The 13058-nt window shown below is 42.6% G+C and carries 15 protein-coding genes; 10 read left to right on the top strand and 5 right to left on the bottom strand.

Annotated elements, in window-relative coordinates; translation table 11 throughout:
* The first annotated feature begins 9 nt into the window (after positions 1-9).
* Entirely contained in the window at positions 10-1203 is a 1194-nt protein-coding gene (locus NST09_RS15180; RefSeq protein ID WP_342493082.1) for an MFS transporter, read from the top strand.
* 48 nt (positions 1204-1251) lie between these two features.
* Here the strand turns inward: NST09_RS15180 and NST09_RS15175 are convergent, their stop codons facing one another.
* Both NST09_RS15175 and NST09_RS15170 read right to left on the bottom strand, forming a co-directional pair.
* Entirely contained in the window at positions 1252-2409 is a 1158-nt protein-coding gene (locus NST09_RS15175) for an oxalate decarboxylase family bicupin (protein ID WP_046526534.1), read from the bottom strand.
* A 64-nt stretch (positions 2410-2473) separates the two neighbouring features.
* Complete coding sequence (locus NST09_RS15170) at positions 2474-3646, bottom strand: helix-turn-helix domain-containing protein (RefSeq protein WP_342493081.1); 1173 nt, start codon at positions 3644-3646, stop codon at positions 2474-2476.
* Between the two features lie 317 nt (positions 3647-3963).
* On the opposite strand from NST09_RS15170, the gene NST09_RS15165 reads away from it, so the two are divergent.
* The 4 genes from NST09_RS15165 (at position 3964) to yunB (ending at position 7465) form a co-directional block, all read left to right on the top strand.
* On the top strand, positions 3964-4815 hold the full coding sequence (locus NST09_RS15165) for a DUF72 domain-containing protein (RefSeq protein WP_007500400.1): 852 nt from the start codon (positions 3964-3966) through the stop codon (positions 4813-4815).
* A 63-nt stretch (positions 4816-4878) separates the two neighbouring features.
* Entirely contained in the window at positions 4879-6252 is a 1374-nt protein-coding gene (locus tag NST09_RS15160; protein WP_017358910.1) for a bifunctional UDP-sugar hydrolase/5'-nucleotidase, read from the top strand.
* Positions 6253-6319: 67 nt separating this feature from the next.
* Positions 6320-6625 (top strand): DUF1805 domain-containing protein, encoded by a 306-nt coding sequence (locus tag NST09_RS15155; protein WP_007500404.1) that lies wholly within the window; start codon positions 6320-6322, stop codon positions 6623-6625.
* Between the two features lie 69 nt (positions 6626-6694).
* The gene (gene yunB / locus NST09_RS15150) at positions 6695-7465 is read left to right on the top strand and encodes a sporulation protein YunB (RefSeq protein WP_017367991.1); all 771 of its coding nucleotides are present in this window, start codon (positions 6695-6697) and stop codon (positions 7463-7465) included.
* A gap of 78 nt (positions 7466-7543) precedes the next feature.
* On the opposite strand, the gene NST09_RS15145 is transcribed toward yunB, so the two are convergent.
* A complete protein-coding gene (locus NST09_RS15145; protein WP_008346848.1) occupies positions 7544-8008 on the bottom strand; it encodes a DUF2691 family protein in 465 nt (154 codons plus the stop codon).
* A 223-nt stretch (positions 8009-8231) separates the two neighbouring features.
* Between NST09_RS15145 and NST09_RS15140 the strand changes: the two genes are divergently transcribed.
* Positions 8232-8462, top strand: a complete 231-nt coding sequence (locus NST09_RS15140; protein WP_008346846.1) for a hypothetical protein — start codon at positions 8232-8234, stop codon at positions 8460-8462.
* Positions 8463-8543: 81 nt separating this feature from the next.
* On the opposite strand, the gene NST09_RS15135 is transcribed toward NST09_RS15140, so the two are convergent.
* Complete coding sequence (locus NST09_RS15135) at positions 8544-9488, bottom strand: M23 family metallopeptidase (RefSeq protein WP_234805353.1); 945 nt, start codon at positions 9486-9488, stop codon at positions 8544-8546.
* 323 nt (positions 9489-9811) lie between these two features.
* Here NST09_RS15135 and lipA point away from each other — a divergent pair, with 323 nt between their 5' ends.
* Positions 9812-10708, top strand: a complete 897-nt coding sequence (gene lipA / locus NST09_RS15130) for a lipoyl synthase (protein ID WP_008360456.1) — start codon at positions 9812-9814, stop codon at positions 10706-10708.
* Positions 10709-10747: 39 nt separating this feature from the next.
* On the opposite strand, the gene NST09_RS15125 is transcribed toward lipA, so the two are convergent.
* The gene (locus NST09_RS15125; RefSeq protein ID WP_007500413.1) at positions 10748-11383 is read right to left on the bottom strand and encodes a YhcN/YlaJ family sporulation lipoprotein; all 636 of its coding nucleotides are present in this window, start codon (positions 11381-11383) and stop codon (positions 10748-10750) included.
* 120 nt (positions 11384-11503) lie between these two features.
* Here NST09_RS15125 and NST09_RS15120 point away from each other — a divergent pair, with 120 nt between their 5' ends.
* The 3 genes from NST09_RS15120 to NST09_RS15110 are packed head-to-tail and all read left to right on the top strand — an operon-like array spanning position 11504 to position 13025.
* Positions 11504-11779, top strand: a complete 276-nt coding sequence (locus tag NST09_RS15120; protein ID WP_003213192.1) for a YutD family protein — start codon at positions 11504-11506, stop codon at positions 11777-11779.
* Between the two features lie 19 nt (positions 11780-11798).
* Positions 11799-12233, top strand: coding sequence for a DUF86 domain-containing protein (locus NST09_RS15115; RefSeq protein ID WP_017358913.1), 435 nt, complete (start codon positions 11799-11801; stop codon positions 12231-12233).
* 21 nt (positions 12234-12254) lie between these two features.
* Entirely contained in the window at positions 12255-13025 is a 771-nt protein-coding gene (locus tag NST09_RS15110; RefSeq protein WP_008346835.1) for a TIGR01457 family HAD-type hydrolase, read from the top strand.
* Positions 13026-13058: the final 33 nt, after the last annotated feature.

Genomic DNA, 13058 nt, shown 5'->3' with positions numbered 1-13058 from the left:
GGTTTTAATATGAAAAAAATGGGCAGATTGTACATTCTAATGCTCAATATTTTTATTGCCATGCTTGGATTTGGTCTGATCGTTCCTGTCATGCCAAGTTATATTGAAGCCTTTGGCGCAACTGGGAAAACACTTGGTTTCCTCGTTGCTGCAACTGGCCTCACACAATTTGCTTTATCACCCGTCGCTGGAGCGCTGACTGATCGGTTTGGACGCAGAAAATTGATTATTGCCGGGATTGCCGGCTTTACGATTGCCCAGTTTATTTTTGCATTTGCCGATCAGCTTTGGATGCTGTTTGTGTCACGGTTTTTAGGCGGAGCTGCTGGTGCGCTGCTGATGCCCGCCATGTTTGCCTACATTGCTGATATCACAAGTGAAAAGGATCGAGGGAAAGGAATGGGGCTATTTAGTGCAGCAATGACGTTAGGTTTTGTCATTGGACCGGGTGTTGGGGGTTATTTGGTTGAGTTTGGGATTGCTTTTCCTTTCCTCATCGCTGGTTCTTTTGCAGCCCTGTCGACGCTGTTGTCTTTCTTGTTCTTACCTGAAACCTTAACAAAGGAAAAGCAGGAAGAAGCACGATTGAATAAAGAGCTTCATTTCAATCCTTTTACGCAGATGATTCAGGCTTTAAAAACGCCATACGGTTTTTTGTTTATCTTGGCTTTTGTTTTGAATTTCGGAATCATTCATTTTGAATCGATTTTTGGCTTATATGTGGACCAAAAACATGGCTTTACACCGAAGGATATTGCATTTGTCATTACGGTAGCTGGACTTGCGGGTGTCATCGTTCAAGGTGCTTTAGTAAATCCATTTGTGAAACGATTTGGCGAAATGCGTGTCGTCCGTTATGCCCTTTTAGCTGCGGCATGTATGCTGATCGCCTGCCGCTTTGCTCCTTCCTTTTGGCTCATTTTTACGGGCTCCATTTTGTTTTTATCGGCCACCTCGTTTGTTCGTCCAGCTCTTAATACATTACTTTCTAAAATGGCAGGGAATCAGCAGGGGGTAGCAGGCGGCCTCAATACCTCCTTTATGAGCCTTGCGAATATCGTCGGGCCAAGTCTTGCGGGTATTTTATTTGATGTGAATATTGAGCTGCCATTTATGTTTGGAACGCTGGTGCTTTGTATGAGTTTCATTGCTTCTATTTTATGGGCGAAAAAAGCGCAGCAACATTCCCATGCCGTATCGTAAAGACAGCATAGAAAAAACCGATCAGCACAAATGGATCGGTTTTTTTCGTCATCGCTCATACTTCACGACTGGTGATTTTTCTTTATGCAACGCATGAATCAATGCATCGTCTACATGCAAATGCTCCTTCACTAATTGAGGAGGGGTTAAGGCCATCCATTGGTTCAATGAAATATCAGCAAATCGATCGCTTTTAAACATTTCTAGAAACCAAAGGCTCGTTTGCCCAATATTTTGTATGTAATGTCCCATCCCGAAAGGAACATAACCAACATCACCTGCTCTGTAATTAAAGGTGCGAGCTGTCCCGCCTGCTCCAAAAACCGTCATTTTGGCTGTACCGGTTAAATAGTATTGCCACTCATCATTATTCGGGTGCCAGTGCATTTCTCTCATCCCGCCAGGTTTTACCTCCACAAGTGCAGCAGCAATGGTTTTAGATACTGGAAAATTGCGTGAGTCGACGATTCGCACGGTTCCACCAGAGGTCACGATTGGTTTTTGACGAAGGAGCTGGTGGGTAAATGGCGGTTTGATGCCGCCGTATGGATCAGAGACTGTTTGGTTTTCAATGGATGCCGGTGAAGAGCCTTGAAACATATAGCGCTGTTTATGAGGAATGCGGTCAAACAGCTTGATTGGCACGCCGAAATTAGCAGAAAGAATGTCTTTTGGTGTATGAGCAAACCAGTCTGTGATGGTGAACGTATCAAATTCAGAAAAAGCACCATCATCAAACACAAGGAGAAACTCACAGCCATCCTCAAGACCTTGAATGGAGTGCGGAATACCGGGCGGGAAATACCACAAGTCTCCTTCTTCTACATCAGCGATCATATTCCGTCCTTCTGCATCTACAGATGTGATCCGGGCTTTGCCTAAAATCATATATGCCCATTCCGCCTGCTTATGCCAATGAAGCTCACGAACACCTCCGCGCGTAAGCCGCATGTTCACACCAGCAATTGTTGTTGAAACAGGCAGCTCTCGCTCAGTAATTTCCCTCGACCAGCCGCCATGATTCAAGTGCATATGTGTATCAGAATAGGAAAATTTTAAATTAGGAATCGTCCCCGCATCCGTTTTAGGGGGAACGAACATATCTGGATTCTCCATATCGCGCAGAACGTCTCGCGGGCCTAAATCGGTTGCGCCGGCTCCATCGTCTCGAATCGGTTGCGGGATGTGACGAATCTCCTCATCCATTTGACACCACTCCTTGTCATTCACATTTCTCCTCCAAAATATATGAGGCGTAAGAAAAAAAGATTCAATACGAATCGGATGAAAGGTGCTTTTGAATCCGCAAAGCTAAGCGCAAGCGCAATGTTGCGTCAGGATCTTTTAGGCTGATCTGAAGCAGTTCTTCACATTTCTCTAGTCGATATATCACGGTGTTGCGATGAACAGATAAACGCTTGGCTGTTTCTGAAATATGGCAATGTGTTTCGACATAAACAGATAAGGTGTGGAGAAGGTTTGGATCGACTTGTGGTTGTTCATATAATGGGTGGAGATATCGCTCATAGAATGTTGTTAAATCTTTTGCTGGGATGAGCTTCAGTAAATCTGACACATCTTTTGCTTGATAGAACTGAATATATTCAGCTCTTAATGAGAGCTGGCCTGATTGCAGAGCATGGACAGCTTCACTGAATCCTTTTGGCAGATCGGTGATGAGATAACCGCTTAAGCTCACACCAAAGGAAATGGTGGCATTCACATGTTGTTTAATAAGGATCTGCATTTGTTTTAAAAAAGAGCAGATCGATTTGTTCATTGCCTGCCACCCGCCAGTCTCTTCTATAAGGAAGATGCCGATATCTCCTTTGACAAAAAGAAAGGCGGGAAATGGACAGTGCAAAAGGGTGCTTTCAAGTAAAGCAAACACATCATCTACAAGGGTTTGCTGCTTAAGGAAACAAGAGAAATGACTGCTCTGATCAAGTTGACAGACGATACATAGATAGGGAATCGTTGTGTTTAATCCAAACATGCGTGTTAGGCGGGTGACATCTTGCTCTGAGGAAATCGTGCCCTCCATCCATTTGCGAAACCATTCATTTTTGGCTCGCTCTGTCGATTGCTTGATGGCATGTTGTTTGATGCGTGAAATGGACATGGCATTTACAGCTTGTTCAATTATCAAATGCAGCCCCATGTCGTCTTGAGGATGAATGAAGGCGGGAACGACTAAATAATCATAAGCTTGTTCGTTTATATAGATAGGAAAAACAGAAACGCTTTCTTTTGAATGAACCATAGAAAAATAATCCTGCTGCGTACTGTGAAACGAGCGGAGCATTTGTATCCAATCTGGGTTTGTCATACCTTGGGATGAGGTGAAAAGAATACGTCCATACTGATTGATCAAATAGACAGGCTGATGAATTCTTTGGGCCACTTTTTGCAATGCTTCAACATGATGATCGACAATGTTCATATCCACTCATTCTCCTTTTTTTAGAGCTGAAGCCTTTGGTGAAGATGAATAAAAAAATGGACAATCGCTGTCAAAGTCTCTGATATCAATATTATGTTATCAGCTTCATTCAATTTAGATAGAAAGTTGTGATGTAATATCACAAAAAAGATGGCAGGGCAAAATCACGTCACATCAGTCATCTTCATTCAGAAAAATGGGTAAATATGATATGTTGTAGACAGAAGAATTTCTTTCAGAAAGATGGGTATCCCAAGAAACAAAGACTTTCAATGGGAAAATCCGTTTAGACAAGCAAGTGGCAAGAGGTGAGATAGATGATTTATATCGGATTAACTGGCTGGGGCGATCATGACAGTCTGTACCCGCCGAGAATCGGCAGCTCTCAAAAGCTGTTTCACTACGCATCAACGTTTCCCATTGTGGAACTGGATGCAAGCTTTTATGCTGTTCAGCCTGAGCGGAACCATGAAAAATGGATAAAAGATACGCCAGACGCCTTTCAATTTGTTGTGAAAGCATATCAAGGAATGACTGGGCATCAAAGAGGCGAGATCCCGTTTGCTTCAAAGGAAGAAATGTTTGACGCCTTTATTCTTTCACTGACTCCTCTCATTCGAGCAGGGAAACTGGCGATGGTTCTGTTTCAATTTCCACCATGGTTTGATTGCAAAAAGGAGCACGTCCACTATTTAAGATGGTGTAAGGAGAAGATGGGGGACATTCCTTGTGCACTCGAATTCCGAAACCGAACTTGGTTTTCAGACGAGTTTTATGAACAAACCTTATCCTTTATGGAGAAAGAAGGGTGGATTCATTCCGTCTGTGATGAACCGCAAGTCGGAGAAGGGTCTATACCGCCAGTCATAAAAGCCACACACCGTGACAAAACATTGGTCCGTTTCCACGGAAGAAATAAACAAGGCTGGCTTCACCCGGCAGATCATGAGAACTGGCGTGAAGTTCGTTACTTATATTTATATAATGAAGCTGAACTAAAGGAATGGAAAAAGAACCTCGACATCCTGCATCAGCAGTCGAAAGATGTATATGTCGTATTTAATAATAACTCAGGCGGAGATGCGGCGACGAATGGCCAGCAAATGATTGATTTGCTGGATTTGACGTATTCAAGCTTATCCCCGAAGCAGTTAGATTTATTTAGTTAAACGAGAGCTGCGGCTTTCAACTTGAACGAGACGGTTCAGTGACAACTTGAGGGAGAGATCAACATGCTGCAGAAGCTATGGTTATATCATACAAACGACTTGCACAGCCACTTTGAAAATTGGCCAAAAATCGCAGCTTATATTGAAGAAAAGCGTCAAGTTCACGATCAGATGCTCTTATTTGATATTGGCGATCATATGGATCGAGTAAACCTTGTATCAGAAGCGGATTATGGAAAAGTGAATGTCAAACTTCTCAATCAGCTTGGCTATGATGGCGTCACAATTGGTAATAATGAAGGCATTACGTTGCCTCATGAGCAGCTCGACCAATTGTACAAAGACGCGCAATTCCCGGTGATTTTATCTAATTTATTTGAAAAAGGCAAAAGACCATCGTGGGCAAAGCCTTATGAAGTGATCACGTTGAACAATGGACTGAAGATCGCCGTCTTAGGGGTGACCATTGCGTATACACCTGTCTATGAAAAGCTGGGCTGGGACATTACAGACCCATTTGAGAGCATACGGGAGATGCTGCAAGAAGTGAAAGGACAAGCCGATGTCATTGTTCTTCTTTCCCATCTAGGCATCATCCATGATCGAGAGGTAGCCCATGACTTCCCGGAAATCGACATCATCTTAGGCTCACATACGCATCATCTTTTAGAACAGGGCGAAATGGATAATGGCGTTCTTCTTGCATGTGCTGAAAAGTATGGGCATTATATTGGCTGTGTCGAGCTGACCATTGACACAGCGAGTAGCGAGCTCATCGAGAAAAAAGCGACGGTGCAATCAGTGGACCAGCTGATCAGCGAATCCGATGAAGCGATCATGACTTTACAGAAAGCAGAAAGACGAGCGAAGTCACTCATGCAGGAAAAAGTGACATCCATTAAATCAAAGCTCGAAACAAAGTGGTTTGATGACTCCCAGCTTCCGCAACTTTTAACAGATGCCATTAAAGAATGGTGCGAGGCAGATATCGGCATGATGAATGCAGGGATGGTGCTTGATTCATTAGAGGCTGGCATCGTCACTAGAGAAGACATTCACCGGATATGCCCGCACCCCATTAATCCAATCCGGGTGACGCTTACTGGGAAGCAATTGATCGAAACAGTTTCTCGTGGCTGTGAAGAAAAAATGGAACAACTGCGCATCAAAGGCTTTGGCTTTAGAGGCGAACTGATGGGGAAAATGCTATACAGCGGTTTGACTTATTCATTAGAAGAGGGCGAAACCAAACGAGTAAAAGATGTCTATGTAAACGATCAACTCGTCAAAGAAGATGATTCCTATACGGTTGGCACAGTGGATATGTATACACTTGGTTCTCTTTTTCCTCATATACGTGACCATGAACACATCGAATATTTTATGCCGGAATTTTTACGTGATGTCCTGAGCTGGCGATTGAGGGACGCAAAGTGAAATCCGCTCCAGCCTAACAACACTTGCCCTCCCTTCACATAGATTGTGTTGAAGGGAGTGAAGGGATATGGTGAATTTAACACCTATTACAATTGATGGCCATTCCTTTACAGCCGTCACCGTCAAACTGCCAAAGACCAATTTCATGGCAGTGACAAATGAGCATGGTTATATTATGTGCGGTGCACTTGATGTCGGGCTCCTAAATGAAAAGCTTGCAGATAGAGGAATCATCGCAGGAAGAGCAGTCGGTGTAAGAACTATCGAGCAATTGCTGGATGCACCTTTAGAATCTGTGACATATGCCGCTGAGTCACTCGGCATTCATGCTGGCACAATTGGAAGAGATGCATTATTAAAAATGGTGAAATAAAATGTACAGATGATTCCTATCCCCCCGCCTGTCTGCATACACTTGTAATGGAGAAGGGGGGATTTTTTATTGAGATTAAACCGCCGTTATCGCCCCTATAAAAAGGGCCCTCTGCCATTTCGTTATGTCATGCTGCTTGCCGTATTATTTTTTGTGCTCTCAACTGTCATTAGCCTATTCTTCATCAATCGTTCCATTAAACCAACGTTGATTCACATTGCTGAACTAGAAACAGAACGAATCGCCAATCATCTCATCCAATATTCTGTTCAGGATTTTGCAGATGATCAGGAGAATATGAAGGATATGGTTGTGATGAATACAAGTGAGAACGGAAAAGTGACAACTATCGACTTCAATGCGCAAGCAACATCGAAAGCAATGGCTGACCTGTCACGTCACCTTCAAAAAAATCTAGAGGACATTGAAAAGGGGAATTTTCAAAAAGAGGCAAAAGAAGCATTAAAGGATCAAACAGATGGACATGACGGCATTATATATAACATTCCGCTTGGGCAAGCGTCCGGAAATGCACTTATCGCCAACCTAGGACCAAAAGTACCTGTACGATTTAGTGTTATTGGTGACCCGCATACAGACGTTGAAAAAAACATCAAGCCATATGGCATTAACAATGCCTTGATTGATATTAGTGTGCTCATTGAGGTGAAGGTGAGAGTCATCATCCCATTCGCCTCAGAAACCATCGTCGTCAAAAACTCCGTGCCTGTCTCCATCCAAGCCGTTCAAGGAGACGTCCCAGATTATTATAATGGCAGCGGAACAAATTCAGGCGCTCCATCAATTGTTCTGCCGGAAAAAAAGGAGAAGAAAGAATAGCAGCCCAATGGACGAATTGGGCTGTTTTTTTCATACGCTGTCATTGCATATAGCGTTTTTGTGATGCACGTTTTATTGTTACGAAACAGACAGTCTTGTCCTTGCATCATTTTCATCGGTGATATAGGTCACGTCTTCAAATCCACATTCAACTGCATTCTTGTATAGCCATTCGAGTGTTCCCTTATTTTTGCAATAGATCGTGACATAGGAGCAATCGGCTACTAAAAGAACAAGCTCGCATTGGCTTTCAATAAATTCTTCATAGGTCTTAATATGAGACAATGTCCCTTTTGGATATGCTTGTAAATCGGCGAAAATCATATAATACGTCTTGTTTTCAATGAGGTGTTTGAGTTCTATACCGTCCATTTCTGTTTTACCTTCAGGAAAAAGTTCTTCATCTTTTTCGCCATCAACTAGTATATTCGAGTCTTCGGTATCGATTCGCCAGCTGAATTTGGTGATGTCGATCGGTTTTAGCACTTCTCCAAGGAAGACTCCGTATTCATTTGGAATGGTAAAGGTCATTCCTCTTTTCAAAAAAACAGCCCCCTAACTCTTTGTGAAATAATTATTCATTGGATGCGATGCTTAGACTTTTTTTATGTGATCTGTTCATCTTATCCTAATTAACCACTTGATTCCATACTGAATCACGTGCCATGATAAATGTTCATTGTTTTCCTTTTTGAATAGTGTAGCTATCCTGAAGGCTGTTTTTCACGATCGTCTGTTAAGAAAGTGAGAGGAGGATTTGATTGATATGAAGAAAATTCATGTAAGCGGATTTTGTTTTTTGGTTTTTGCCATTGTATTTAGTGCTAAATATATGTCAGCATCGATATTATTAGCTGGGAGTGACAGTTTGAGTGTCGACTTATTTAGAGGGATGTTTGACATGATTCCACTAGAAGTAACAGTTGTGTATCTCCTTTTTTTCATCATGGGTATTCTTTTTTTAGTTTTAGGATTGAAAGAAAAGCATAAGCAGTAACAGTAGACAAGTGATGACCGGGGAAATGTTGATACATATCAAAAGGAGAAGCAAGCGGTATCGCTAAACTTCTCCTTTTATTTATCGACGTTTCCGCTCGGCTCTTTCCCATGCCCTTAAATGAGGGTAAGGATCAAACGACCATTCAGTTCGTCCATTGTCTTTATACATGCCGTAATGAAGGTGTGGCGGGAATTTTCCTGCTGTGCCAGGTGGACCGTAACCGGAGCTTCCGACTGATCCGATGACTTGACCAGGTTCTACAATCTGCCCAGCTTTGAGTCCTTTTGCAAAGCCATTTAAGTGGGCAAAATAATGATAATGATTATGAATATCTCGAATGCCGATCCGCCAGCCGCCAAAGCGATTCCAGCCTTTCATTTCAATCACGCCGTACGATGTCGCACGAACAGGAAGACCGTAATGAGCAAAAAGATCAGTGCCTTCATGAATTCTTCTGCCTCCAAAGCCTCTCGCATCACCCCATGTACTCCTGTAGCTGTAGTCAGCGCCAACCGGAAGAGGAAACGCGTGCTTTCCAAGGTCAAGATGGCCGTAATGCTGATAGAGCTTCATAAAAGATGAAATAATTCCAACGGTTTGATCACGTCCGTAATAATCCCACAGCGCGATTTTTAATTGGTCGATGCTGCTGCCGTAATGGAGCAAGTATTGAGCAAACGTGAACAGGACATCTTCATCGTTATCGATTTCTGCTTTTCCATCCCCATTACCATCAAGCCCAATACCGTCGAACACTTTAATGCTTAATGGAGAGGTATCCTGCTTATTGGGGTTTTCTGGTCCTATCCACATTTCCCGGGGAATGTAGATGCCAATCACACCTGTTTGTTTTGGTAAATCTCTTCTGCTTTTGCGTATATTGTGTTCATACTGATCAACCGCAGCAAGTACATACCACGGGACCTGTGTGGTGATGGCGATCTTTTCATACAGTGCCATTCGCTGTTTTAATTCATCTGGCTGTTTGTTTGCCCCTTGTGCATGGACTGATGCGGGAATCATTGAAAGAGCGATGATGATCGCTAAAACCACTTTCACAAACGTCCATCTCCTTTCTTCGAACATATCTTCTACCGTTTAGTGTGGTTTGATCACGTTATTTCATAAGAAGAAAATGTTAGTAATTTTCTTCTGTTATTTTAGGAGTCTTTTGGGTATTTTTGCAGCTCATTCCCTTGTTGTTCAATCTGTACTATGTTAAAGTGTCTAAAGAAAAGGCCTTAGGCCGAAGATTCAATTTTTTGCGGCAACAGCTGCATCCATCGTATATAGCAGGAAGATGATTGTATATGCACCTTTAACGAATTCATATGGAGATGATGGAATTGGCAAAGAAGGAAGAGCACGTTAGAAAACCGGACTGGCTTAAAATTAAGCTGAATACGAATGAAAACTATACCGGTTTGAAAAAAATGATGCGGGAAAACAACCTGCATACCGTTTGTGAGGAAGCGAAATGTCCGAATATTCACGAATGCTGGGCAGTGAGAAGAACTGCTACATTTATGATCCTCGGATCTGTTTGTACGCGCGCATGCCGTTTCTGTGCGGTGAAAACCGGACTTCCTACTGAATTAGACTTGCAAGAGCCAGAACGCGTGGCAGATTCAGTGGCTTTGATGAATTTAAAGCACGCTGTTATAACAGCGGTTGCAAGGGATGACCAAAAAGATGGCGGAGCAGGCGTATTTGCTGAAACTGTTCGTGCCATTAGAAGAAAAAGTCCATTCACAACAATTGAAGTTCTCCCTTCAGACATGGGTGGCAATTATGATAATTTGAAAACGTTAATGGATACACGCCCTGATATTTTAAATCACAATATTGAAACAGTACGCAGGTTAACACCAAGAGTTCGTGCACGGGCTACATACGATCGTTCATTGGAATTCTTGCGTCGTGCAAAAGAAATGCAGCCTGACATTCCAACGAAATCAAGCATTATGATTGGACTTGGTGAAACGAAGGAAGAAATCATTGAAGTTATGGATGATCTTCTTGCCAATAACGTTGACATCATGGCAATTGGTCAGTATTTACAACCGTCGAAAAAGCATTTGAAAGTGCAAAAATATTACCATCCAGATGAGTTTGCAGAGCTGAAGGAAATTGCTATGTCTAAAGGCTTTAGCCACTGTGAAGCTGGACCGCTTGTCCGTTCTTCTTATCATGCAGACGAACAAGTAAACGAAGCGTCTAAGAAGCGTCAGGCGCAAGCATAACAAAGAAAACGCCAGAGCTCTCTGGCGTTTTTTCTCGTATTAATTTTGGCCGTAAGGTGCGTTTCGTCTCATGGTCCGATCGGAATTCGTCATGCCATTGGCATCTTCTTTCGTTGAAATATCTCCGCCTTGAGGAGAGTATTTCATTTGTTGAATCGTTTTTGTTAAAATTTGATCAAAATCACGTGAATTGGTTTGAAGACGTGAAAAATTGGCAATGGATTGAAAGTGCTCTGGGTTATCAGAGACGTACACATGATAATAACGAGGGAGAACAGAAACCGCTGTTTTTTTCACTTGATCGGCTGATTCATCTCGGTTTTTGTTGCCTGTTCGATACACAATGAGGGCATCCTCGTCTGTGACAAGTGTTGCTGCATCCTTTATATTTGGCAGCTGGATGGCTAAACTTGTAATCACGTGGGCAAGGTGCTCACGATTTAAAGCAGGGGTTCTTTCCTTTTGATCGGTTACTTGCTGGCGCTGATAACGAACATAGCCTGCTCGATTCGTATCTGCTTCTGGCATGTTGGAATTATTTCCTTCATGACGATCAGACAGGCGGATTGTCTTGCTGGAAGAATCTTCATCCACTTGCCGGTTCATGCCTGATTGAAAGCCGCACCCGCCTAAAAGCATGCATAGGAGAATAGTGGCTGTCAGTTGTTTCATCATAAATGTGACCTCCTTTTTTCTTTAGCTTCGGCTAAATCGGAAAAAACATGCTTTAGCAATTGATGGAGTTGTTCCAATGAATTATCATTAAAGGTGGATCGTTTAAAAAGAGGTGAGAAGATGATCGTCATTCAGAATGCTACCTTTGATCTTGTCAGAGATATCAAAGACGGCTTTGATGAGGAAGCGTTTAAAGCAAGGTACTCAGATATTTTAAATAAGTATGATTATATTGTGGGGGATTGGGGCTACAACCAGCTTAGGCTGAAGGGGTTCTTTGATGACCAAAACCAAAAGGCCACATTCGATACAAAAATCAGTACACTCGATGAATACATTTATGAATACTGTAATTTTGGCTGTGCCTATTTTGTCTTAAAGCGGATTAGAAAATAACGCAAAGGGGAGCGTCATGATGTATTTCGTAGATAGAAAGAAGATTGAAGAGACATTACGTTTTTTTGAGGAGCAATATAATTTGATGCGCAGTCATCAAACATGGTCAAGCCCTTTAGAAAAAAAAGCGCTAGAACGAATTGTTCATTTGCTCGTCGAATGTATTCTTGATACAGGAAATGATATGATTGACGGCTTTATCATGCGGGACCCAGGAAGCTATAACGACATCATGGATATTCTTGTGGACGAAAAAGTTGTACCAACAGAAGAAGGCACTCACCTGAAAAAACTGGTCTCGTGCCGTAAAACACTTGTTCAGCAATACCAAGAAGTGGTTCATCAAGATTTGTTGCAGGTCATCAGTGAGGTAGAACAGGCGCTGCAAGTCTTCCCGAATCGAATTCGCACTTACTTGGAGCAGGAGCTTGGACCAGTATCAGCGTTTAAATAAACCATTGGAGTTGTAAGCAGCATGAAATACAAAGGCTATTTAATTGATTTAGACGGGACGATGTATAAAGGAACAGAAAAGATTGAAGAGGCGGGGCAATTTGTTCACAAGTTAAATGAGTTGAACATCCCTTATTTGTTTGTCACGAATAACTCTTCACGCACACCGAAGCAAGTAGCAGAGAAACTGGTTTCATTCGATATTCCAGCAACGGAAGAACAAGTCTTTACAACAAGTATGGCGACGGCAAACTATATCGCAGAACAAAAGAAAGATGCCTCGGTGTATGTGATCGGAGAAGAAGGCATTCAGCAGGCCATCGAAGAAAAAGGCTTGTCGTTTGGTCAAGAAGACGCTGATTTCGTTGTCGTTGGAATAGACCGCGGTATTACATATGAAAAACTAGCGGTAGGAGCCATTGCGATCCGTCAAGGTGCACAATTTGTTTCAACAAATGGAGATATTGCCATTCCGACAGAAAGAGGGCTGTTACCTGGAAATGGATCGTTAACATCTGTGCTGACGGTTACAACAACAGTGCAGCCAACATTTATCGGAAAGCCAGAGTCTATCATTATGGAACAGGCCATGCGGGTGCTCGGGACAGATGTGTCAGAGACGCTCATGGTGGGCGATAATTATGATACCGATATTATGGCAGGGATGAATGCAGGGATGGATACACTGCTTGTCCATACAGGCGTCACGACAAAAGAGCTGCTTCAGAAATATGACAAACAGCCAACCTATGTCATTGATTCATTATCTGAGTGGATTGAACGATTATCTTAATGAAAAGAGGACAAGCGTGAGACGCACGTCCTC

Source organism: Bacillus sp. FSL W7-1346 (genome assembly GCF_038593335.1).
Lineage (GTDB): Bacteria > Bacillota > Bacilli > Bacillales > Bacillaceae > Bacillus > Bacillus altitudinis.
This window is presented reverse-complemented; position numbering and strand designations above follow the sequence as displayed.